This window comes from Pseudomonas subflava (assembly GCF_023823685.1).
GTDB lineage: Bacteria > Pseudomonadota > Gammaproteobacteria > Pseudomonadales > Pseudomonadaceae > Aquipseudomonas > Aquipseudomonas subflava.
Window position 1 is genome coordinate 121565 of record NZ_JAMXBF010000007.1, and the last position, 23219, is coordinate 144783.

A 23219-nucleotide genomic window follows, 5' to 3' on the forward strand; every position below is an offset into this window, starting at 1 on the left:
CCTGCTCAATTCGTGATTCGGTGGCGTCAGGCCTTTTCGAGCGCCCACAGGTCGCTCTCCAGGCTGGCGAAGCGATCGGCCAGCAACGCCTGAGCGTCGGCGATCGCCTTGTTGTAGTAGTGCGGGGCGATCTCGCGGGAGATCAGGTCGAGCACTTCCTGCACCTCGAACGAGCCCAACTCGAGCTCGAAGCGCTCTTCCAGAAAGCTCTTCAGCACCTGCAACGCGGCCTGCTGCTGGGCGGCATCGAGCTCCAGCTGCGCGACCTTCTTGCCCCGGCTCATTTACCGGCGGCCGTCCCAGGAGACGAAATTCTGCAGCAGCTGCAGGCCGTGGGTATGGCTCTTCTCCGGGTGGAACTGCACGGCGAAGCGCGAGCCATCGGCCAGCGCCGCGGCGAAGTCCTTGCCGTAGTGGCCGCGACCGACCACCTGGGCCGGATTGCCGGCCTCGATGTAATAGCTGTGCACGAAGTAGAAGCGGCCGCGGTCCGGGATCTCGTGCCAGAGCGGGTGGTCGACGTTCTGCTTGACCTCGTTCCAGCCCATGTGCGGCACCTTCAGATGCTCGCCGTCTTCCTGCAGATCCTTGCCGAAGAAGCGCACCTGGCCGGGGAACAGGCCGATGCAGTCGACGCCGCCATTCTCCTCGCTGCGTTCCAGCAGGGCCTGCATACCAACGCAGATGCCGAGGAACGGACGGTCCTGGCTGACCTCGCGCACCAGGGCGTCGAAGCCCAGGCGCTTGATCTCGGCCATGCAGTCGCGGATCGCGCCGACGCCGGGGAACACCACCCGGTCGGCCTCGCGGATCACGGCGGCGTCGCTGGTGACGACCACCCGGCCGGCGCCGACGTGCTCCAGCGCCTTGGCCACCGAGTGCAGGTTGCCCATGCCGTAATCAATGACAGCGACGGTCTGCATTTACAGGGTGCCCTTGGTCGACGGCATCTGCCCGGCCATGCGCGGGTCCAGCTCTACGGCCATGCGCAGCGCGCGGCCGAAGGCCTTGAACACGGTCTCGATCTGGTGGTGGGTGTTGTGCCCGCGCAGGTTGTCGATGTGCAGGCTGACCTGGGCGTGGTTGACGAAGCCCTGGAAGAACTCCTGGAACAGGTCCACGTCGAAGCCGCCAACTACCGCGCGGGTAAAGGGCACGTGCATCTGCAGGCCGGGGCGGCCGGAGAAGTCGATCACCACGCGCGACAGCGCCTCGTCCAGCGGGACGTAGGAGTGGCCGTAGCGGGTCATGCCCTTCTTGTCGCCGACGGCCTTGGCGAAGGCCTGGCCGAGGGTGATGCCGACGTCTTCCACGGTGTGGTGGTCGTCGATGTGCAGGTCGCCCTGGCAATGGATGTCCAGGTCGATCAGGCCATGACGGGCGATCTGGTCGAGCATGTGCTCGAGGAACGGCACGCCAATGTCGAACTTGGCCTTGCCGGTACCATCCAGGTTGATCGAGACCTTGATCTGGGTCTCCAGGGTGTTGCGCTCGACGGATGCCGTACGTTCGGCCATCTCTCCAGCTCCACGGCTGCTCACGGAAAAGGCCGCCATTATAGGGGAGCCGTGGCTTGGGCGGCTACCGCGGCGGTCGGGCCGCAGGCTATCGAGGTGATCGGCCCGGCCTTACACTGCGCAGCCTGTTCTCACGAGGAAGTCGTCATGCCCGTTCTGGTCGAAATCGTCAGCCGCCCATCCGTGCAGGACCACACCGACCTGGGCAAGGTCTACGCCGACGCGCCGGACTGGCTGCTGCCGCCCTACGCCAGCGTCGACGCGCTGCTGGCCGACGGCATCGGCGCCGGTAGGCTGATCGCCGGACGCTTCAACGACCGCCTGCTCGGCGCCGCGCTGCTGGAGCGTGGCGAGGCGTGCTGGCGCCTGTCGCACCTGTGCGTGCGCAAAGTCACGCGCAAGCGCGGCGTGGCCCGACGCATCCTCGACGAGGCCAGGCGCCTGGCATCCGAAGCGGGCAAGCCGCTGCACCTGGCCGCACCGCTCGATCACCTGGAGAGCCAGGCGCTGGCCGCGCGCACCGGCCTGCCGCTCGACAGCCTGTAGAGAAGACACCAATGCCTGTAGGGTGGATCGCGCTCCATCGATCCACCGAGCAGCGCCCTGGTGGATGAACAGAGCGTCATCCACCCTACAGAACCGTAGAGACGACACCAGCTCCCGTAGCCCGAAGCGCATCCGGAACAGGCAACTCAGCCCCCGGATTTCATCCGGGCTACGCCTGCGCCATCTGCGGCCGGGAAGCCAGCCAGATCAGCCACAGCAGACTCGCCAGGCACAGCCCGACCAGGCCGAGCCCCAGCGCCAGTTGCTGCGGCGCCAGCCAGAACACCCAGACCAGCGCCGCACCTGCCATCAACAGCTGGCGCCCCGCCTCCACCTTCCACAGCGAACGCCGCCCCTCGAACAGCAGGCCCAGGCCGACGCAGCCGGCCAGCACCAGCGGTACCAGCAGCAGCGCGTGCCACAGCTCGGCGCGTTTGACCGCCGCCAAGTAGCCCAGGGCCATGGCGTTGATCGCCACGAACTGGATGAAGGCGTATCCCTTCAGGCCGGCCGGGTAGGCACAGTCGAACCGGTCCGCGCCCATCTTCGGCCAGGTGCGCCCGGCCACGTCCGCCGGACGCCAGCCGGTGGGCATCCACCACAGGCGCAGCTTGTCCCACCAGGAGCGGGTCGCCACGGCATCCGCCCACAGCAGGCGCCACCAGGAAAACTGCAGGCGGATCGGGTCGAAGGTGCGTACCGGCGTGGTCACGCCGTAGCGCACCGGCTCGTCCTCGTCGGCGAAGGTGCCGAACAGGCGGTCCCAGATGATGAAGACGCCGCCGTGGTTCTTGTCGATGTAGCGGTCGTTCTGGCCGTGATGCACGCGGTGGTTGCTCGGCGTGACCATGAACCATTCGAGGAAGCCCAGGCGGCCGATGTGCTGCGAATGAATCCAGAACTGATACACCAGCTGCGCGCCGAGCAGGATGAGGAACAGCGGCAACGGCAGGCCCAGCAGCGCCAGCGGCAGGTAGAACGGCCAGTCGAAGCCGGTCTGGAAGGCGCCCTTGCGCAGCGCGGTGGACAGGTTGAAGTCCTCGCTGGAGTGGTGCGGCTGGTGTGCGCCCCACAGCAGGTTGTAGCGATGCAGGCTGCGGTGCGCCCAGTAGAAGCAGAAGTCCACGGCGACGAAGCCGAGCAGCCAGGTCCAGGGCGAAGTCGGGTCGAGGGTCCACAGCCGCGCATGCTCGTACAGCCAGGCATAGGGGATGACCAGCAGCAGGCGCAGCGGGCCTTCGAGCAACACCCGCAGCACGGCGGTGTTGATGCTCGTAGCGGCGTCGGCTAGGCGATAGGTGTGGCGACCGCTCCAGCGCTCGTAGGCGAGCTCCAGCAGCATCAGCAGGATGTACAGCGGCACGGCCATCACTACGACGTTCATCGCGACCTCACAGGCGGCTCTTCATTATTGTCATGTCGGCAGCCTACCCTCGCGGCAGCGGCGATGAACGGGCCTGCGCCGCCAAATCGTCTTTCCGTGCACGCCACCGGATGCCGGCCGTCTGGGAACCGGCCACCGACTTCGCCATCCAAACCCCAGCCACATCACGACCCGCACGGCATCGCGCCGCGGGCCGGGCCATCGCCGAGCGGGTCGCCGCCTCGCTCCGACGCGGCGTTATACTCCCGCCTCTCCGTAGAAGACTCTCCACAAGGACTGGTCCATGAAAGCCTTTGGCAAAATCCTGGGTCTGGTAGTACTTGGCCTGCTGTTGATCGTCGTAGGCCTCGGCTTCGCCCTGACCCATCTTTTCGATCCCAACGACTACAAGGACGAGATCCAGCAACTGGCCCGCGACAAGGCCAACCTCGAGCTGCAGCTCAAGGGTGACATCGGCTGGAGCCTGTTCCCCTGGCTCGGCCTGGAGCTGACCGAGGCCACCCTGGCCAGCGCCGAATCCCCGGAAAAACCCTTCGCCAACGTGCGCCTGCTCGGCCTGTCGGTGCGCGTGCTGCCGCTGCTGTACAAGGAAGTGCAGATGAGCGACATCCGTGTCGACGGTCTCGACCTGACCCTGCAGCGCGACGAAAAGGGCCGCGGCAACTGGGAAGGCGTGGGCCAGCCGGCCGAGCCGGCAGCGAGCCAACCGGCGGCTCCGGCCTCCGAGCAGCAAGACGCGCCGACCGCCCAGACCACCGACGAGAGCGGCAAGCCGGTGAAGCTGGACATCGACAGCCTGACCATCAGCAATTCGCGCGTGGACTATCACGACGCGCAGAGCGGCAAGCAGTACAGCGCCGAGGGCATCGAGCTCAGCACCGGCGCCATCCGCGAAGGCAGCGATATCCCGGTCAAGCTGCTGGCGTTCCTCGGCACCAACCAGCCGGTGCTGCGCGCCAAGACCGAGCTGCAGGGCCTGCTGCGCTTCGACCGCGCGCTCAAGCGCTACCAGCTGCTCGACCTCAAGCTGGCCGGCGAGGCCTCCGGTGAGCCGCTCAACGGCAAGACACTGACCTTCGCCAGCCAGGGCCAGCTGTTGCTCGACCAGTCCGCCCAGGTCGCCGAATGGACCGGCATCAAGCTCTCCGCCAACCAGCTGCGCGCCCTCGGCGAACTGAAGCTGCGCGACCTGGACAAGACCGCCCAGCTCGAAGGAAACCTGTCCCTGGCCCAGTTCAACCTGCGCGAATTTCTCGATGGCCTGGGCTTCGCCCTGCCGGCCATGAGCGACAAAAGCACGCTGGAACGCTTCGAGATGTCCGCCCGCCTGGCCGGCACGCCGAACAGCGTCACCCTCAGCGACCTCGCCCTGAAGCTGGACGACAGCACCTTCAGCGGCACCCTGGCGGTCAGCGACTTCGCCAAGCAGGCCCTGCGCGCGCAACTCAAGGGCGACAAGCTCGACCTCGACCGTTATCTGCCGCCGCAGAACCAGGAAGACGGCGCCAGCGCGGCGCGCAAGAGCGAGGTCAAGCAGGTCACCGCGGCAGCCGGCGCGAGCGGCACCACGCCGCTGCCCAGCGCACCGACCCAACAGGCCTGGAGCAGCGAGCCGCTGCTGCCGCTGGAAACCCTGCGCAAGCTGGATATCGAGGCCGGCATCGGCCTTGGCGAGCTGACCCTGAGCAAGCTGCCGATCGAGGACGCACGCATCGCGCTGACCGCCAAGGGCGGCCTGATCGACCTCAAGGAGCTGCGCGGCGGCCTGCACGGTGGCGAGTTCGCCGTGCGCTCGCGGCTCGACGCGCGCCCGGCCGTGCCGGTGCTGACCGCCAACAAGCAGCTCAAGCGCATCCCGGTCGAGAAGCTGATCGAGGCCCGTGGCGAGAAGGCGCCGGTGCGCGGCGAGCTCGACCTCAGCGCCGACGTGCGCACCCAGGGCAACAGCGAAAAGGCCTGGATCGACGCGCTGAACGGCACCGCCAGCTTCAGCCTGAGCGACGGCGTGCTGGTCGACGCCAACCTGGAACAGCAGCTGTGCCAGGGCATCGCCACCCTCAACCGCAAGTCGCTGTCCGGCGAGCCGCGCGGCAAGGACACGCCCTTCGAGGAGCTGCACGGCAGCCTGAAGTTCACCAACGGCGTGGCCAGTAACCCCGACCTCAAGGCGCGCATCCCCGGCCTGACGGTGAACGGCAACGGCGACCTCGACCTGCGTGTGCTGGGCATGGACTACCGCGTCGGCATCGTCATCGAAGGCGACAAGGGCGCCATGCCGGACCCGGCCTGCCAGGTCAACGAGCGCTATGTCGGCCTGGAATGGCCGCTGCGCTGCCGCGGCCCGCTGGAGCTGGGCGCCAAGGCCTGCCGCCTGGACAAGGACGGCCTCGGCAAGATCGCCGCCAAGCTGGCCGGCGACAAGCTCAACGAGAAGCTGGAAGAGAAGCTCGGCGACAAGGTCAGCCCGGAACTCAAGGACGCACTGAAGGGCCTGTTCAACCGATGAGCCCCGAGCAGTTCAATGGCGCCGTGCTGGCCTGGTATGACATCCACGGCCGCAAGGACCTGCCCTGGCAACAGGGCATCACCCCGTACCGGGTGTGGGTCTCCGAAATCATGTTGCAGCAGACCCAGGTCGGCACCGTGCTCGGCTACTTCGACCGCTTCATGGAAGCGCTGCCGACCGTCCAGGCCCTGGCCGAGGCGCCCGAGGACGAGGTGCTGCACCTGTGGACCGGCCTCGGCTACTACACCCGCGCACGCAACCTGCACAAGGCGGCGAAGCTGGTCGTGGAGCGGCATGGCGGCGAGTTCCCGCGCTCGGTCGAGCAGCTCGCCGAGCTGCCCGGCATCGGCCGCTCCACCGCCGGCGCCATCGCCAGTCTGAGCATGGGCCTGCGCGCACCGATCCTCGACGGCAACGTCAAACGCGTGCTGGCCCGCTACAAGGCCCAGCACGGTTACCCGGGCGAGCCCAAGGTGGCGGACCAGCTGTGGCAGCTGGCGGAACAGCTGACCCCGCACGCGCGAGTGAACCACTACACCCAGGCGATGATGGACCTGGGCGCCACCCTGTGCACCCGCAGCAAGCCGAGCTGCCTGCTGTGCCCGGTGCGCGACGGCTGCCGCGCGCACCTGCTCGGCAGCGAGACCGACTTTCCCGAGCCCAAGCCGCGCAAGGCGCTGCCGCAGAAGCGCACGCTGATGCCGCTGCTGGCCAACCGCGAAGGCGCCATCCTGCTCTACCGCCGCCCCTCCAGCGGCCTGTGGGGCGGCCTGTGGAGCCTGCCGGAGCTGGACGACATCGGCGCCCTCGACCCGCTGGCCAGCCAGCACGCCTTGCGCGTGGGCGAGCGCCGCGAACTGGCCGGGCTGACCCATACTTTCAGTCACTTCCAGTTGGCCATCGAGCCCTGGCTGGTGCGCGTCGAGCAGGCCAGCCCCGCCGTGGCCGAGGGCGACTGGCTCTGGTATAACCTCGCCAGCCCGCCGCGCCTGGGCCTGGCCGCACCGGTGAAGAAGCTGCTCAAGCGCGCCGCGGAAGCATTGAATGCAGGAGAAGACTCATGAGCCGCACCATCCACTGCCGCAAGTTCAACGAGGACCTGCCGGGCCTCGACCGCCCGCCCTACCCCGGCGCCAAGGGCCAGGACATCTACGACAACGTGTCGAAGAAGGCCTGGGACGAGTGGCAGGCGCACCAGACCATGCTGATCAACGAGCGCCGGCTGAACATGATGAACGCCGAGGACCGCAAGTTCCTCCAGGCCGAGATGGACAAGTTCCTCTCCGGCGAGGACTACGCCAAGGCCGACGGCTATGTGCCGCCGAGCGCCTGAGGCGGTCGCGGGCGGAGCGGCGAATTTCGTAACCGCCCGTCCGCACTGCAATTTTTTTCCTGGGCGCGCTTGACACTGCAAATCCAAATCCGTTTAATGGCGCCCCGTTGCCCAGGTAGCTCAGTCGGTAGAGCAGGGGATTGAAAATCCCCGTGTCGGCGGTTCGATTCCGTCCCTGGGCACCACTAATACCGAGAACCCCGAGAGAAGCGATTCCTCGGGGTTTTTGCTATCTGCGACGCAGGAACGCGTCGCGCTTCGGCGAGTGGAGCCCAGATGGAATTCATCCAGCTTGTCATCGACTTCATCCTGCACATCGACCGCCACCTGGCGGAGCTGACCGCCGCCTACGGGCCGTGGATCTACGCCATCCTGTTCCTGATCATCTTCTGCGAGACCGGCCTGGTGGTGACGCCCTTCCTGCCCGGCGACTCGCTGCTGTTCGTCGCTGGCGCCATCGCCACCCAGGACGCGATGAACGTGCACATCATGGTCGTGCTGCTGATCATCGCCGCGATCCTCGGCGACGCGGTGAACTACAGCATCGGCCGCTTCTTCGGCACCAGGCTGTTCGCCAACCCGGACTCGAAGATCTTCCGTCGCCGCTACCTGGAAGTGACCGAGGCCTTCTACGCCAAGCACGGCGGCAAGACCATCATCCTCGCCCGCTTCGTGCCCATCGTGCGCACCTTCGCCCCCTTCGTCGCCGGCATGGGCCACATGCCCTACCGCCGCTTCGCCCTCTACAACGTGATCGGCGCCGTCACCTGGGTGACCCTGTTCAGCTACGCCGGCTACTTCTTCGGCAACCTGCCGGTGGTGCAGAGCAACCTGCACTACCTGATCGTGGCGATCATCTTCGTCTCGATCCTGCCGGGGGTGATCGAGATCATCCGTCATCGCCGGGCCGCCGCGCGCTCGCAGTAAGCCGGCCGGCACGACGGACGCACCGCCCGTCATCTGGTGGCCCCACGCCACCAGTGCAATACTCTCCGCCAGCGTCGTGTCGGCGCGCCGCCGAGGGTAATCAGTGATGACAGCCAGCTTTACGGTGGGACACAGCCCACGCTTCGCCGAGTCCGGCCTCTACGCCCGGCTCGTCCAGGCCGGTGTGGACCTGCGCAGCCTGACCCGCGCCGATGAAGCGCAGCCCGGCGCCTTGGAAGTGCTGCTGCTCGATGCCGAACTGTTGAGCGCCAGTCCGCTGGAAGACTGGCAGGCCTGCGGCGCCAGCCTGGTCGCCTTCGAGGCACCCGCGGGCGTACTGCCCCTGCCGGCCGCCGCCAGCGAGGACGAACTGATCGCCCTGCTCGGCTTCGCCGCCGAGCAATTCCGTCTCAGGCAGAAGACCGATCAGCTGGCCGCCGCCCTGCACAGCAAGGACGGCGACCTGCAGAAGCTGGTCGACGTCGGCCTGGCGCTGTCCGCCGAGAAGGACCTGGAACGGCTGCTGAGCAAGATCCTCACCGAGGGCCGACGCCTGTCCAACAGCGACGCCGCCTCGCTGTTTCTGGTGGACAACAAGGGCGAGCAGCCGCAGCTGCTGTTCAAGCTGACCCAGAACGCCTCGATACCGACACGTTTCCAGGAACAGCGCATGCCGCTGACCGAGGCGTCGATCGCCGGCTACGTGGCGCTGACCAGCACCGAGCTGAACATCGCCGACGCCTACGCCATTCCCGCCGAGGCGCCCTACCGTTTCAACCGCTCGTTCGACCTGCAGGTGGGCTACCGCACTCTGTCACTGCTGGCCATCCCCATGCTCAACCACCGCCATGAGGTGGTCGGTGTGCTGGAGTTCATCAATTGCCAGAGCGCCGGCGGCGAACCGATCGCCTTCGACGAGGTGATGGCCGCCTCGCTGCGCGCGCTGGCCAGCCAGGCCGCGGTGGCCATCGAGAACCGCCAGTTGCTGGACGACATCAGCCAGCTGTTCGACGGCTTCGTGCAGGCCTCGGTGTTCGCCATCGAGCAGCGCGACCCGACCTCCGCCGGTCATTCGTTCCGCGTCGCCGACCTATGCATCGCCCTGGCCCGCCAGCTGCCGATGGCGCCCACGGCCCATTTGCGCAACCAGGCGCTGGGCGACGAGGGCATGCGCGAGCTGCGCTACGCCGCCCTGCTGCACGACTTCGGCAAGGTCGGCGTACGCGAGCACGTGCTGACCAAGGCCAAGAAGCTGCCGGAGCCGGTGGTCGACAACCTGCGCTACCGCGTGGCGCTGGCCAAGGAAAGCCTGCAGAACCAGACCCTGCGGCGCATGCTGCAGGCCTACCGGCAGTACGGCGCACTGGACGAGCAGTTGCGCCTGCAGTGGGAGACCGAGCTGGCCATCGAGTGCGAGCGGCTGGACCAGTACCTGCGCGATATCCTCAAGGCCAACGAGCCGAGCGTGCTGACCGAGGGCGACTTCCATCACCTGCAGGAGATCCAGGGCCACGTGGTGAAGAGCCACGACGACAGCCTGATCGGCCTGCTCTCGGAGAGCGAGTTCTGCGCCCTGGCCATCCGCCGCGGCAGCCTGACCCAGGAGGAGCGCGCGGAGATCGAGCGCCACGTGGTGCACACGCGCGACTTCCTCAAGCTGATTCCCTGGACCCCGGCCCTGCAGGGCATTCCCGAGATCGCCGCGGCGCACCACGAAAAGCTCGACGGCAGCGGCTATCCCAAGGGCCTGGCCGGCGAGCAGATCCCGTGCGGCTCGCGGATCATGACCATCTGCGACATCTACGACGCGCTGACCGCCTCGGACCGCCCGTACAAACCTGCGGTGCCGGTGGAGCAGGCGCTGGACATCCTCCAGGCGGAAGTGAAGAACGGCCTGCTGGACGGCGACCTGGTCAAGGTCTTCATCGATTCGCGCTGCTACCTCAACCCGGCCCAGAGCGTGGCGCTCCCCGCCCCCACAATCACACCGACCGGCGCGCCGGCATATGCCCACCACGTCTGCGACTACGAGCACTGCGACCAGCATCCGCATTGAGCATGGCAGCACGCCGGTGGCCTCGCCGAGAACAACCTGTAGGGCGGCCTCGCCGCACAGCGGCATCCCGCCAATACGCGGCGCCGATAGCACGCCCCTCGGGGCGAGTGCTCCCTCCGTTGTCCGGTGCAGACACTGCGCCAACCCCACCACACCGAGAAGCGGCCATCCCGTAGGGCGGCCTCGCCGCACAGCGGCAGCCCGCCAATACGCGGCGCCGATAGCACGCCCGTCGGGGCGAGTGCTCCCTCCGTTGTCCGGTGCCGACACCGCGCCAACACCACCACACCGAGAAACGGCCCCTCCCGTAGGGCGGCCTCGCCGCGTAGCGGCAGCCCGCCGAAGGGCCGGTGGTGCACTAGCCGAGCGGGACGAGCCCTCCCTGCCAGCTCAGATCTGCGAACCCAATGCCCGCATCACTTGGCCGAAAGCACCTTCCGGTAGCGCTGGTCCAGCGTCTGCTGACTGCCGCTGGCGGCCGTCTTGTCCAGGTACTGGTAGGTGGGCTCCAGGCGGGTCAGGCGATCGCCGATGTTCGGGTGCACCTTGAGGAAGGTCACCAGGGTCGCATCGTCCTGCTTCATGGTCCCCAACCCCTGCAGCACATTGGCCAGGCCGTAAGGGTCGTAGCCGGCGCGGGCGGCGATGACCGCGCCCATCTCGTCCGCCTCGTACTCGTCGCCACGATCCAGGCCGCGGGTATAAAGGTTGGTCACCAGCTGGTCGAACTGCTGGGTAGACGGCGGAGCGCCGGTCGCGCCGCCCGAGTTGGCCTGGCTCGCCTGCAGGGCGAACTGCGACAGATTGCTCAACAGGCCCGCCCCCGCCTTCTGCTTGATCGCCGCCAGGTGATGCTTCTGCACCACGTGCGCCACCTCGTGGGCCAGCACGCCGGCCAGCTCGGCCTCGCTGCCCATCTGCGCCAGCATGCCGCGGGTGATGAACACGTAGCCGCCGGGCGCGGCGTAGGCGCCGACCACGCTGCTGTCGAGCACGCCGAAGCGCCACGGCAGGTCGGGCCGCTCGCTGTTCAACGCGACCCAGCGGCCGACCTGGTTGACGTACGCCTGCACGCCGGCGTCGTCCAGCAGCGGTGCCTGCTTGAGTAGCAGCTCGGCGGTGCTGGCGCCAATCAGCAGTTCCTCGTCCTGGCTCTTCTCGCCCATTTCGCTGAAGTTGCGGCTGGCGCTGGCCAGCGGCGTGAGGTCGACGCCCTGGATCTGCACGCCCTCGAGGGCCTGCAGGTTCTGGCAGGCGGGCAGCACGGCGCAGATGGCGGCGAGCAGGGCGGTACGGCAAAGAATCTTGTGCATGGCTCGGCTCCGGCTCACTGGGGATAGGCGATGGACTGGCTGCGCAGGCCGCCCTGCTGGGCGAACGCGCGGGCGTTGCCCGGCGTAACGGCGTAGCGGTCGAGCTGCTGCAGGGACAGGCTGCCGGAGCCGCCGCCACCGCCGACCTGATCGTCGCTGATGCCGCGCACGCCGGTGGCCACGCCGCTGGCCGGTTCCACCGCGGTGCTGCTCTCCAGCAGCGCGCCGATGTTGCCGCCCTTGGCGCCGGCAGACTTGTCGAAGCGCACCGCCAGCAGCGCCACCCAGCCCTGCTGGCCGGCGGCAGTCTGCACCTGGTACCAGCCGCCCTGGCGCTTGTGGATGTCCAGGCGCGTCTGTGCCGGCAACTGCTGCAGCACGGCGGCGCCGGCACCGGCACTCTCGCGCAGGGCGGTGGTCTCGACGGTGATGCCGCTGCGCACATCGGCCAGCGCCATGGCGCTGCCCAGCCAACCCGCCAGCATCAGCAGGACAGCGGAGAGGGTACTTCTCATAACGTCTTTCTCCTGGGTTCGAAGAGGGTCACCGGCTCGACGCGGCCCTTCACCTGGAAGTCGCCGTGGGGCACGAAGTCGAAGGCATCGCCGCAGGCCTGCATGGTGGCGGCCGACACCAGCAGACGGGCACGGTCCTTGGTCAGCCCCTCGATGCGGCTGGCCAGGTTCACCGTGTCGCCGATGGCGGTGTAGTCGTAGCGCTTGCTGGTCCCGACCATGCCGACCACCGCGGGCCCGGTGTGCAGGCCGATGCCGATGTCGAAGTCGGGGTGGTCGAAGTCGCGCCGATAGCGCTCGACGTTGTCGATCATCTCCAGCGCCGCGCCGACCGCGTCCACCGCCTGGTTGGGGTTGTCCTGCGGCGCGCCCCAGAAGGCCATGATCGCGTCGCCGATGAACTTGTCGAGCGTCGCGTGGTGCCTGAACAGCACGTCGACCTGGCCGGCGAAATAGTTCTCCAGGATCTGCATGATCTCCTGGGCACTGTGCCGCTCGGACATGGTGGTGAAACCGCGGATATCCGAGAACAGCACGGTGAGCTGGCATTCGCGGCTGGCCAGCAGGCCCTGCGGGTTCTCGCGAGCGACCAGCTGCGCCACCACCTTGGGATCGAGGAAGCGGCTGAACAGGCTGATGGTGTCGGACAGCTGCCGGCGCCGGCGCCGATAGAACACCGCCAGCGCCAGCGCCAGCAGCAGCCAGAGCGCCAGCAGGCCGGGCAGTACCGATACCAGCACGCCCTGCAACACCAATAGATAGGAGCCCAGCAACAGCGCCCCGCTGGCGCCCAGGGTCATCAGTCCCGCGACCAGCAGGCGCTCGCGTAATAAAAGGAGGTGCAGGCCGAGCAGCAGGACGATGCCCGACAGCGCCATGCCCCAGGCCGGCGCTGCGTGCAGCTGCTGGCCGTTGAGCAGGTTGTCGATGGCGGTGGCGAGGATGAACACCGCCGGATAGAGGTCGTCCAGCGGCGTGCGGCGCAGGTCGTAGAGGCCGGCGGCGGTGGTGCCGATCACCACGATCTTGCCAGCGAAGTAATCGGCCGGCAGCTGGCCCGCCTCGCCACGCGCCTGGGCCAAGGCGGCCGCGAAAGAGATGCGTGGATAGGGCACGCGCTCGGCGCTGCGCCAATCGAGCAGAAAGCTGTCGACGGCCGGCAGCGCCACACCGCGGTCCTGCGCCACCCGCGCCGGCAGCGAGGGCATGCGCCAGTCGCCGAAGCGACGATGGATGTCGTAGCGCCGGCCGACGCCGTCGGCGTCCTGGGTGAAGTTGATGGTGCCGGTCTTCCAGTGCTCCGGCGCAACGGCCCAGGGCAGCAGCAACACGCCGCGCTGCCGCGCGTCGCGGCCCGGGAGCAGGCCTGCGGTCGGCGGGTAGTCCGCGAGCAGCGGCGCCTCGGCCGGATTGCTGGCCTGCTGCTGCAACGCGGCCAGGTAAACCCGGTCGCTCGCGGCCAGCACTTCGCCGAAATAGGCGTCGGCATCGGGATGGAAGCGGTCGGCCTCGCTGAACAGCACGTCGAACACCACCGCCTCGGCCTGCTGCGCCAGCAGGTGTTCGAGGAGTTCGGCATGCATCGAGCGCGGCCAGGGCCACTTGCCGGCCTCGCCGACCAGGGCCTGCAGGCTGGTGTCGTCGATGTCGACCACGACGATGCGCGGGTCGGGTGTCTGCAGTGTGGCGCGCTGACGGATCAGCCAGTCGCCATGGACATTGCTCCAGCGCTGGGCGGGCGCCCACAGATGGAGCAGCGGCAGCAGAACGGCGACCAGGCCGAAGGCCAGCCACAGGCTGGCACGAAAGGCCCTGGATGACTGCGGCGCCTGCTGCATGGGTGCTCCCTGGAGATTGGTCGCGCTCGACCCGATCCCCTGGGGAGCTGCGCCGACTCTAGCAAGAACCTCCACATCCTGGCCATTGGCCATCGACGGCGCGCTTCACCTCGCCGCACCACTCCAGTACACTGCGCGCCCCGCGCCGGCCGGCCCGATATGCCGACACCGCCGAAGCGCGATCGGGCGCATCGGACCGCTGTCTCTACCCGCCCCGACGGCGCCCATCGGACCGTCACGTGCGATATCGACGATCGCTTCCGGCATTTTTGTTTGAGCGCGACACGCAACTGTCATGATGCGACAACAGGCCGCGGCCGGGCTGCGCCGCGCCGGCACCCGGCTTGGCGCTCCGTTGACGCTATGCTAGGTTCAGCCGCACGCCAGGAAGGCGACCAGCAGCCGGAGCGCATCCGCAACCAAGAGGACCCCCCATGGCCGAGGCAACGCCCGCGCTGGAAATCCGCAACCTGCATAAAAGCTACGGCGACCTCGAAGTGCTCAAGGGCATTTCGCTGACCGCTCGCGACGGCGACGTGATCTCCATCCTCGGTTCCTCCGGCTCCGGCAAGTCGACTTTCCTGCGCTGCATCAACCTGCTCGAGAACCCGCACCAGGGCCAGATTCTGGTGGCCGGCGAGGAACTCAAGCTGAAGGCGGCGAAGAACGGCGAGCTGGTGGCTGCCGACAACAAGCAGATCAATCGCCTGCGCAGCGAGATCGGCTTCGTGTTCCAGAATTTCAATCTGTGGCCGCACATGACCATCCTCGACAACATCATCGAGGCTCCCCGTCGCGTGCTCGGCCAGAGCCGTGCCGAAGCCACCGAGGTGGCCGAGGCACTGCTGGCCAAGGTCGGCATCGCCGACAAGCGCCATGCCTACCCGAATCAGCTCTCCGGCGGCCAGCAGCAGCGCGCCGCCATCGCCCGCACCCTGGCCATGCAGCCCAAGGTGATCCTGTTCGACGAGCCGACTTCGGCCCTCGACCCGGAAATGGTACAGGAAGTGCTTAACGTGATCCGCGCGCTTGCCGAGGAAGGCCGCACCATGCTGCTGGTCACCCACGAGATGAACTTCGCTCGGCAGGTGTCCAGTGAAGTGGTATTCCTTCACCAGGGTCTGGTGGAGGAGCAAGGGCCGCCCGAGCTGGTGTTCACCAGCCCGCAATCGGCACGCTGCAAACAATTCATGTCCAGCAATCACTAACGGAGCAACACGCATGCAGAACTATAAGAAGATCCTGCTGGCCGCCGTCGCCACCCTGGCATTCGGCACCCAGGCGATGGCCGCCGACAAACTGAAGATCGGCACCGAAGGCGCCTACCCCCCCTTCAACCTGATCGACGCCAGCGGCAAGGTCGGCGGCTTCGACGTAGAGATCGCCCAGGCCCTGTGCGCCAAGATGGGCGCCGAGTGCGAAGTGGTCACTTCCGACTGGGACGGCATCATCCCGGCCCTGAACGCCAAGAAGTTCGACTTCCTCGCCGCCTCCATGTCGATCACCGAAGAGCGCAAGGCCGCCGTCGACTTCACCGACGCCTACTACACCAACAAGCTGCAGTTCATCGCCCCGAAAAGCGCTGACTTCAAAGCCGACAAGGCCAGCCTCAAGGGCAAAGTGATCGGTGCCCAGCGCGCCACCATCGCCGGCACCTGGCTGGAGGACAACATGTCCGACACCGTCGAGATCAAGCTGTACGACACCCAGGAAAACGCCTACCTCGACCTGGCCTCCGGCCGCCTCGACGGCGTGCTGGCCGACAAGTTCGTCAACTGGGAATGGCTGAAGAGCGACGCCGGCAAGGACTTCGAGTTCAAGGGCGACCCGGTCTTCGATAACGACAAGATCGCCATCGCCGTACGCAAGGGCGACCCGCTGCGCGAGAAGCTGAACACCGCGCTGAAGGCCATCGTCGAAGACGGCACCTACAAGCAGATCAACGACAAGTACTTCCCGTTCAGCATCTACTGATGCGTCCGACCGCCGCCGCCCCATGGGCGGCGGCCGTCTTCTGCAGTAGCCCCCCATGATTCTCGACCTGCACGGCTTCGGCCCCGCCCTCGCCGCCGGCACGCTGGTGACCATCCAGCTGGCCCTGTTCGCCCTGGCCATCGGCCTGGTGCTCGGGCTGCTCGGCGCCCTGGCCAAGACTTCCTCGCACAAGCCGCTGCAATGGCTTGGCGGTACCTACTCGACCCTCGTACGCGGCGTGCCCGAGCTGCTCTGGGTCCTGCTCATCTATTTCGGCACCGTCCAGGGCCTGGCCGCCCTCGGTGAATTCCTCGGCGTCGGCAGCCTGGAGCTGACACCGTTCGCCGCCGGCTCCATCGCCCTCGGCCTGTGCTTCGGCGCCTATGCCACCGAGGTGTTCCGCGGCGCCATCCTGGCGATTCCCAAGGGCCACCGCGAGGCCGGCATGGCTCTCGGCATGTCCAAGGGTCGCATCCTGTGGAAGCTGATCCTGCCGCAGATGTGGCGCATCGCCCTGCCCGGCCTTGGCAACCTGTTCATGATCCTGATGAAGGACACCGCCCTGGTCTCGGTCATCGGCCTCGAGGAGGTCATGCGCCGCTCGCAGATCGCCGTGACCGCCAGCAAGGAGCCCTTCACCTTCTATATGGTCGCCGCCTTCATCTACCTGGGCCTGACCGTCATCGCCATGATCGGCATGCACTTCCTCGAGAAGCGCGCCAGCCGCGGCTTCGTGCGGAGCGTCTGATGAACTGGGAAGTGATCTACAAGTACCTGCCCAAGCTGCTCGAGGGCGCCCAGCTGACCCTCGAGCTGGTCGCCATCGCCGTGGTGGCCGGGCTGATTCTCGCCCTGCCCATGGGCATCGCCCGCGCCTCCAAGCATTGGTACGTGCGCGCCCTGCCCTATGGTTACATCTTCTTCTTCCGCGGCACCCCGCTGCTGGTGCAGCTGTTCCTGGTCTACTACGGCCTGGCGCAATTCGATGCGGTGCGCCAAGGCCCGCTCTGGCCGTACCTGCGCGATCCGTACTGGTGCGCGATCATCACCATGACCCTGCACACCGCGGCCTATATCGCCGAGATCCTGCGCGGCGCCATCCAGGCCGTGCCGCCCGGCGAGATCGAGGCCGCTCGCGCGCTGGGCATGTCACGCGCCCAGGCGATGCTCTACATCATCCTGCCGCGCGCCGCGCGCATCGGCCTGCCGGCCTACAGCAACGAAGTGATCCTGATGCTCAAGGCCAGCGCCCTGGCCAGCACCATCACCTTGCTGGAGCTGACCGGCATGTCGCGCACCATCATCGCGCGCACCTACCTGCCGGTAGAGATCTTCTTCGCGGCGGGCGTGTTCTACCTGGTCATCGCCTTCGTGCTGGTCCAGGCCTTCAAACAGCTGGAGCGCTGGCTACGCGTCGACGCCTGCCAGGGCCGCTGATTCGCCGCATCCCTCTCCCGCGGCGGGAGAGGGATAGAATGCCGGCATCGCCGCCACCCCAAGCCCTCGCATGATCCTCACCGGCCCCGCCCTGCGCGAACGCTTCGATGCCCTGGACGGCTTCCTCCTCGCCCACCAGCACCTGTGGCGCCCCAAGCCCTTTACCTACCGCGTGCTGCCATGGGAAACCGAGCACCCCGAGCTGGCCATCTGGCTGCGCAGCCGCAGCCTGGAGCAAGCGGAGGCCGAGCACAATCATCCCGAGCGCTTATCGGCCCCTGCACCATTCCCCGAGCTGGCGCGACGAGCCACCGAGCTGACGCACATCGGCGAGCTACGAGCGCATGAGCTGGGCCCGCTGCCCGACCGCCTGAGCGTCGACGTACCGGGACGCAAGTGGCAGCAGATCGCCGCGTTCGCCGGGCGCCTGCAGTTCCAGCGACAGCCGAGCCACTGGCTGGACTGGTGTGCCGGCAAAGGCCATCTCGGCCGCCTGCTGGCCCAGGGCGGCCAGCGGCTGACCTGCCTGGAATACGACCCACAGCTAGTGGAAACAGGGCAACGGATGAGCGAGCGCCTGAGCCTCGAGGCCCGCCATCTGCAACAGGATGTGCTGGCTGCCGATGCCAGCGAGCGCCTGCACGCCGAGCACACGCCGGTGGCCCTGCATGCCTGCGGCGACCTACACGTGCGCCTGCTGCGACTGGCCAGCGCGGCGGGCTGCGCACAGCTGGCGGTGGCACCCTGCTGCTACAACCGCATCGCTGGCGAGCACTACCGGCCGCTGTCCGCACCGGCCCTGGCCTCGCGCCTGCAGCTATCAAAGGACGACCTTCGCCTGCCCTTATCCGAAACCGTGACCGCCGGCCAGCGCCAACGCCGCCAGCGCGACCGGTCCATGGCCCGCCGCCTGGCCTTCGACCTGCTGCAACGCCAGCAGCGCGGTGTGGACGAATACCTGCAGACACCCTCGCTACCGCTGAGCTGGCTGGACAAGGACTTCCCAACCTACTGCCGCGACTTGGCCGATCTCAAGAGCGTAACGCTGACCGGCGCCATCGACTGGCCCACCCTGGAGGCCGCCGGATGGCAGCGCCTGGCGCAAGTGCGCAACCTGGAACTGATCCGCAGCCTGTTCCGCCGCCCGCTGGAAATCTGGCTGCTGCTCGACCGGGCCCTGTTTCTCGAAGAACAGGGCTACCGCGTACGCCTGGGCGCCTTCTGCGCCCATCAGCTCACCCCGCGCAACCTGCTACTGGTCGCTGAGAAGCCCTGAACGCTTACTCACAGAGACTGTGGATAACTCTGTGTGCAGTTTCTGCAGAACTCTCTGCGCAGCCGGCCACGCTTGCCTGATCGAAGCCTGTATATTTTTTGATCGACGACGAAAAGTCTATAAAAAACAGCTCATTACAAGAAGCACGGAATCAGCGCACACAATCTGCGCACACCCATCGCGCCCTACTCATATTTGTGCATAAACAAACACCTGCTGATAGCCGCCCCCGCTCGATCCAGCCCTCCCTACTTAGCCCTCGCGGCCTGACAAACCGATCGAGCGCTTTGGTTTACACAACCGAAGCAATGGCTATAATGGCGGCCCCTTCGCCGGTATAGCTCAGCTGGTAGAGCAACTGACTTGTAATCAGTAGGTCCCGGGTTCGACTCCTGGTGCCGGCACCAAATGCAAAGCCCACCAATGGTGGGCTTTTTAGCTTCACCGCTAGCCTCTTGAAATTGGCTAAGGGATGCGGCAAGCAGTTAAGCCCCCTGTTTGCAGCCCCTCCGATAGTCGGATGAGCTGATATTAGCTGCCGGCGTACATATCCATATGTCCACCAACCAGTTAACATTCTGCCATTTTTCAGGCGCCAACGTGGGACACGCCGCCTTCTGCTGCCAATCAGATTCCATCTGAGCTTTATAAGTAAGAATTGCAAAGGACTACGATTTCATGCTGTACCCCGTGATCATCTGTGGAGGCGCAGGAAGTCGCCTTTGGCCCGTCTCACGAGAAGCACATCCTAAACCCTTCATACCGCTTCCCGACGGCCAAAGCCTGCTGCAGAAAACCCTTCTTCGAGCGCTCCGCCTTGAGGGGGTTGATGAGGTAATGACAGTGACCAATCGGGAGTTGCTGTTTGCCACCGAAGATTTGTATCGCCCCCATACGCAATCTCGCTGCAAGCTCAGCTATGTGCTTGAACCCTTCGGCCGTAATACAGCAGCAGCCATCGCGGCGGCTGCCATACAGATGCGCCAGGTGCATGGCGAAGAAGCCGTAATGCTGGTAATGCCCGCCGACCATTTAATTCGGGACGATGGAGCATTTGCTAACGCGGTTAATCAGGCTCGGATATTGGCAGCGGAGGGCTGGCTCGTGACGTTCGGCATAACGCCGACCTGCCCGGAGACTGGCTTCGGCTATATCGAGGCGGATCGCAGCACTCACCTTTCCGCAGGGCTTAAGGTGGCTTGCTTCGTTGAAAAGCCCGATCTGCAGACCGCGCAAGGTTACTTGGAAGCCGGCAATTATTATTGGAACTCTGGGATGTTCTGCTTCACGGCGGGCACATTGATCGCTCAGCTGGAGCAACACGCTCCCGATGTCCTAAGCAAGGTTCAAACCGCCGTAGACGCCTCGCGATTGAGCCAAGGCAGCGGCTACGCCTGCGTAAATCTGGATCCGGCCACTTTTGCTGACGTACCGGACATATCCATTGACTACGCGCTAATGGAGCGCTCGAGCAGAGTCGCCACGGTTCCATGCGAGCTTGACTGGAGCGATATCGGATCGTGGAATGCCATGGCTGAGCTGACCCCGATTGATGGGAATGGCAATCGCTGCATCGGCGAGATTCTCACTCATGGCGCGCACGGCAACTTCGTTCATAGTCCCGAGCGCCTAACCGCCATGGTCGGGGTCAGTGACCTTGTTGTGGTCGACACTCCCGACGCAATTCTCGTAACCCACAAGTCCTGTACCCAAGACGTAAAACATATTGTCGGCCAACTGAAGAAGAGCGGACATGAAACGCATCTGCTCCATAGAACTGTGCATCGTCCATGGGGCACTTACACTACTCTGGAAGAAGGTGAGCGCTTCAAGATCAAGCGCATCAAGGTAAAGCCACGCGCCTCGCTCTCACTACAAATGCACCACCATCGCAGCGAGCACTGGATTGTCGTAAGTGGCATGGCAAAAGTGATCAATGGTGAACGGGAGCTCATGCTCAACACCAACGAGTCAACTTTCATTCCGGCCGGCCATCAGCATCGCTTGGAGAACCCTGGCGTTATCGATCTGATACTGATCGAGGTTCAAAGCGGCGACTACTTGGGAGAGGACGATATAGTTCGCTTCCAAGATATATATGGCCGCAAATAAGACTTCAAACCCTTCAAAATTAGTGAGCATCACCATGAGCAAGAAAATTGCACTGATCACCGGTATCACAGGCCAAGATGGCGCCTATCTGGCAGAGTTCCTACTGGCTAAAGGCTATGAAGTCCATGGCGTTCGCCGCCGCGCCTCCCTGTTTAACACTGATCGCATTGATCACCTGTACCATGACCCGCACAATAAAGGTTATGACCTGACTCTCCACTACGGCGATCTGACAGACTCGTCGAGCTTGATTCGCATCGTGCAACAGGTAAAGCCTGACGAGATTTATAACTTGGCAGCACAAAGCCATGTTGCCGTATCGTTCGAGGAGCCCGAGTACACGGCGAATTCGGATGCTCTGGGCGCCCTACGCATCCTAGAAGCGATCCGCATCGCAGGCCTCGAGAAGAAAACCCGTTTCTATCAGGCTTCTACTTCGGAGCTCTATGGTCTCGTTCAAGAGATCCCACAGAAGGAAACTACGCCCTTCTATCCCCGCTCACCCTACGCCGTCGCCAAGATGTACGCCTATTGGATCACCGTTAACTATCGCGAGGCATACGGCATCTATGCTTGCAACGGCATCCTCTTTAATCATGAGTCCCCGATTCGCGGCGAGACGTTCGTAACCCGAAAGATCACCCGCGCTCTGGCTCGCATCAAGCTTGGCCTTCAGGACTGCCTGTACCTGGGCAACATGAATGCGCTTCGTGACTGGGGCCATGCTCGCGACTATGTCGAAATGCAATGGCTGATGCTGCAGCAAGACAATCCGGAAGACTTCGTGATTGCTACCGGCGAACAGCATTCGGTACGCGAGTTCGTAGAGCTTGCAGCCAAAGAGATCGGCATCGAGATTCGCTGGGAAGGCAAAGATGCGGAAGAGAAGGGCTATGACGTGGCGACTGGCAAGTGCATCGTAGCCGTGGATCCTCGCTATTTCCGGCCTGCGGAAGTTGAAACCCTGCTCGGTGACCCTACTAAAGCTAAAGAGAAACTTGGCTGGGTCCCGAGAACCACGTTCCAGGAACTGGTTTCCGAGATGATGCGCGAAGACCTGAAAGAAGCTCAGCGCGACGAACTGGTCAAGCAGCACGGCTTCAAGTACTTCAACTACAACGAATAATCACAGGCGATAGCGCATGATTCCGGTCTATCAACCTCATTTCACCGGCCGTGAAAAAGAGTATGTAAACCAGTGCCTAGACTCGAGCTGGATCTCCTCCAAAGGAGAGTTTATCGCTCGATTTGAGAATGGCTTCGCTGAATATACCGGCGCCGCGCATGCCACCAGCGTTTGCAACGGTACCGTCGCAATTCACCTGGCGTTGGAAGCCATCGGCGTCGGCCCCGGCGACGAAGTCATCGTTCCAACGCTGACCTATATCGCATCGGTTAATACCATCCTTCAGGCCGGCGCCAAACCGGTGTTCGTCGAATCTCTCGAAGAGACTTGGCAGGTCGACCCTGCCGACGTCCGCAGGAAGATCACCCCGAGAACCAAGGCGGTAATGGCAGTCCATCTCTACGGACAGGCCTGCGGGATGGACGAACTAGTGCAGATTTGCCGCGAACATGAACTGCTGCTGATCGAAGACTGCGCCGAAGCGTTTGGCACCCTCTACAAAGGGCAACACGTCGGCACCTTCGGCGACATCGCCACTTTCAGCTTCTTCGGTAACAAGACCATCACAACAGGTGAAGGCGGCATGGTGGTGGCCAAGGAAAAGGCCACAATCGAGCGCGCTTTTCATCTGAAAAATCAGGGTGTTTCCCAAACCCAGGAGTATTGGCATGACTCGGTAGCCTACAACTACCGGATGACCAATATCTGCGCTGCTATTGGCCTCGCTCAGCTGGAAAATGCGGACGTAGTGCTGGCCAAGAAGCGGCAGATTGCCGACTGGTACAGAACCGGCCTTGCCGGGTTGCCGCTGAAAACTCATGACGAGCAGCCGGATACGGTGCACTCCTTCTGGATGTGCTCCATCCTTCTGAACAATGCTGATAGCCGGCCCGCTCTGCGTGAGCATCTGAAGAAGGCGGGCATAGAAACTCGACCACTCTTCTACCCCGCGCACTCCATGCCGCATTGCGTAACCGGGGAGTCCTTCCCGGTTGCCGATTCCCTTGGGGCGCGGGGCGTAAACCTGCCTAGTTATCCTGATCTGACAGAAAACCAAGTTTCCGAGATTTGCGCCGAAATCAAAAAGTTCTTGAGCTAATAAGACAAAGAAGCCGAGAGCATGAATACTCATGCTCCCGGCTTTATGTTTTTGTGGCTGACTGTTAAGCAAGCTGTACTAGAGATTAAGTTCAATCTCTGTAGCGGCAGCGATGATGAAGACTAAAGAAACCAGAAGGCGGCATGCAGGGGAATTCACATTGCGTTACCAACGCCTTGCATCGCAGGAACTGCTCAAATAACAAATGAGGCTTAATCTTTGTTTAGTTACCTAACCGACATCTGGAAATCCCGATATTT

21 protein-coding genes and 2 tRNA genes are annotated in these 23219 nt (G+C 64.8%); 16 read left to right on the forward strand and 7 right to left on the reverse strand.

Annotated elements, in window-relative coordinates:
- Positions 1–26: 26 nt before the first annotated feature.
- The 3 genes from NF616_RS11970 to hisB are packed head-to-tail and all read right to left on the reverse strand — an operon-like array spanning position 27 to position 1517.
- Positions 27–284 carry a DUF2164 domain-containing protein gene (locus NF616_RS11970; RefSeq protein WP_252273505.1) on the reverse strand — a complete coding sequence of 86 codons (258 nt, stop codon included), beginning with the start codon at positions 282–284 and terminating at the stop codon, positions 27–29.
- Positions 285–923, reverse strand: a complete 639-nt coding sequence (hisH, locus tag NF616_RS11975; RefSeq protein WP_252273506.1) for an imidazole glycerol phosphate synthase subunit HisH — start codon at positions 921–923, stop codon at positions 285–287.
- A complete protein-coding gene (hisB, locus tag NF616_RS11980) occupies positions 924–1517 on the reverse strand; it encodes an imidazoleglycerol-phosphate dehydratase HisB (protein WP_252273507.1) in 594 nt (197 codons plus the stop codon). It abuts the gene before it with no gap.
- Between the two features lie 147 nt (positions 1518–1664).
- Between hisB and NF616_RS11985 the strand changes: the two genes are divergently transcribed.
- Positions 1665–2063, forward strand: a complete 399-nt coding sequence (locus NF616_RS11985; RefSeq protein WP_252273508.1) for an acetyl-CoA sensor PanZ family protein — start codon at positions 1665–1667, stop codon at positions 2061–2063.
- A gap of 169 nt (positions 2064–2232) precedes the next feature.
- Here NF616_RS11985 and NF616_RS11990 read toward each other — a convergent pair whose 3' ends face one another.
- Positions 2233–3447 (reverse strand): sterol desaturase family protein, encoded by a 1215-nt coding sequence (locus NF616_RS11990; protein WP_252273509.1) that lies wholly within the window; start codon positions 3445–3447, stop codon positions 2233–2235.
- Between the two features lie 283 nt (positions 3448–3730).
- Here NF616_RS11990 and NF616_RS11995 point away from each other — a divergent pair, with 283 nt between their 5' ends.
- From NF616_RS11995 to NF616_RS12020, 6 genes are all read left to right on the forward strand, one after another.
- Complete coding sequence (locus NF616_RS11995; RefSeq protein WP_252273510.1) at positions 3731–5953, forward strand: AsmA family protein; 2223 nt, start codon at positions 3731–3733, stop codon at positions 5951–5953.
- Entirely contained in the window at positions 5950–7017 is a 1068-nt protein-coding gene (gene mutY, locus NF616_RS12000) for an A/G-specific adenine glycosylase (RefSeq protein WP_252273511.1), read from the forward strand. Before NF616_RS11995 ends, mutY begins: the two co-directional genes overlap by 4 nt.
- Positions 7014–7286 (forward strand): oxidative damage protection protein, encoded by a 273-nt coding sequence (locus NF616_RS12005; protein ID WP_252273512.1) that lies wholly within the window; start codon positions 7014–7016, stop codon positions 7284–7286. The genes mutY and NF616_RS12005 overlap by 4 nt, the downstream gene beginning before the upstream one ends.
- A 109-nt stretch (positions 7287–7395) precedes the next feature.
- Positions 7396–7471 (forward strand) — tRNA-Phe (locus tag NF616_RS12010).
- Positions 7472–7562: 91 nt separating this feature from the next.
- Complete coding sequence (locus NF616_RS12015; protein ID WP_252273513.1) at positions 7563–8213, forward strand: DedA family protein; 651 nt, start codon at positions 7563–7565, stop codon at positions 8211–8213.
- Positions 8214–8319: 106 nt separating this feature from the next.
- The gene (locus tag NF616_RS12020; protein WP_252273514.1) at positions 8320–10269 is read left to right on the forward strand and encodes an HD family phosphohydrolase; all 1950 of its coding nucleotides are present in this window, start codon (positions 8320–8322) and stop codon (positions 10267–10269) included.
- Between the two features lie 416 nt (positions 10270–10685).
- On the opposite strand, the gene NF616_RS12025 is transcribed toward NF616_RS12020, so the two are convergent.
- From NF616_RS12025 to NF616_RS12035, 3 genes are read right to left on the reverse strand one after another with little or no spacing between them, the layout of a single operon-like run.
- Complete coding sequence (locus NF616_RS12025; protein WP_252273515.1) at positions 10686–11582, reverse strand: M48 family metalloprotease; 897 nt, start codon at positions 11580–11582, stop codon at positions 10686–10688.
- A gap of 14 nt (positions 11583–11596) precedes the next feature.
- A complete protein-coding gene (locus NF616_RS12030; protein ID WP_252273516.1) occupies positions 11597–12097 on the reverse strand; it encodes an SH3 domain-containing protein in 501 nt (166 codons plus the stop codon).
- Positions 12094–13935, reverse strand: a complete 1842-nt coding sequence (locus tag NF616_RS12035) for a CHASE2 domain-containing protein (RefSeq protein ID WP_252273517.1) — start codon at positions 13933–13935, stop codon at positions 12094–12096. Before NF616_RS12035 ends, NF616_RS12030 begins: the two co-directional genes overlap by 4 nt.
- Before the next feature lie 434 nt (positions 13936–14369).
- Here NF616_RS12035 and NF616_RS12040 point away from each other — a divergent pair, with 434 nt between their 5' ends.
- From NF616_RS12040 to NF616_RS12080, 9 genes are all read left to right on the forward strand, one after another.
- Positions 14370–15143: an ABC transporter ATP-binding protein gene (locus tag NF616_RS12040; RefSeq protein WP_252273518.1), complete on the forward strand. Its 774-nt coding sequence runs from the start codon at positions 14370–14372 to the stop codon at positions 15141–15143.
- A gap of 13 nt (positions 15144–15156) precedes the next feature.
- On the forward strand, positions 15157–15909 hold the full coding sequence (locus tag NF616_RS12045; RefSeq protein ID WP_252273519.1) for an ABC transporter substrate-binding protein: 753 nt from the start codon (positions 15157–15159) through the stop codon (positions 15907–15909).
- A gap of 55 nt (positions 15910–15964) precedes the next feature.
- A complete protein-coding gene (locus tag NF616_RS12050; RefSeq protein ID WP_252273520.1) occupies positions 15965–16657 on the forward strand; it encodes an ABC transporter permease in 693 nt (230 codons plus the stop codon).
- A complete protein-coding gene (locus NF616_RS12055; RefSeq protein ID WP_252273521.1) occupies positions 16657–17346 on the forward strand; it encodes an ABC transporter permease in 690 nt (229 codons plus the stop codon). Before NF616_RS12050 ends, NF616_RS12055 begins: the two co-directional genes overlap by 1 nt.
- Before the next feature lie 70 nt (positions 17347–17416).
- On the forward strand, positions 17417–18622 hold the full coding sequence (locus tag NF616_RS12060; protein ID WP_252273522.1) for a methyltransferase: 1206 nt from the start codon (positions 17417–17419) through the stop codon (positions 18620–18622).
- 331 nt (positions 18623–18953) lie between these two features.
- Positions 18954–19029: transfer RNA gene (locus NF616_RS12065), tRNA-Thr, on the forward strand.
- A gap of 271 nt (positions 19030–19300) precedes the next feature.
- Positions 19301–20734, forward strand: a complete 1434-nt coding sequence (locus NF616_RS12070) for a mannose-1-phosphate guanylyltransferase/mannose-6-phosphate isomerase (protein WP_252273523.1) — start codon at positions 19301–19303, stop codon at positions 20732–20734.
- Positions 20735–20768: 34 nt separating this feature from the next.
- Complete coding sequence (gene gmd / locus NF616_RS12075; protein ID WP_252273524.1) at positions 20769–21860, forward strand: GDP-mannose 4,6-dehydratase; 1092 nt, start codon at positions 20769–20771, stop codon at positions 21858–21860.
- Positions 21861–21876: 16 nt separating this feature from the next.
- The gene (locus tag NF616_RS12080; RefSeq protein WP_252273525.1) at positions 21877–22959 is read left to right on the forward strand and encodes a DegT/DnrJ/EryC1/StrS family aminotransferase; all 1083 of its coding nucleotides are present in this window, start codon (positions 21877–21879) and stop codon (positions 22957–22959) included.
- Positions 22960–23219 lie beyond the last annotated feature (260 nt).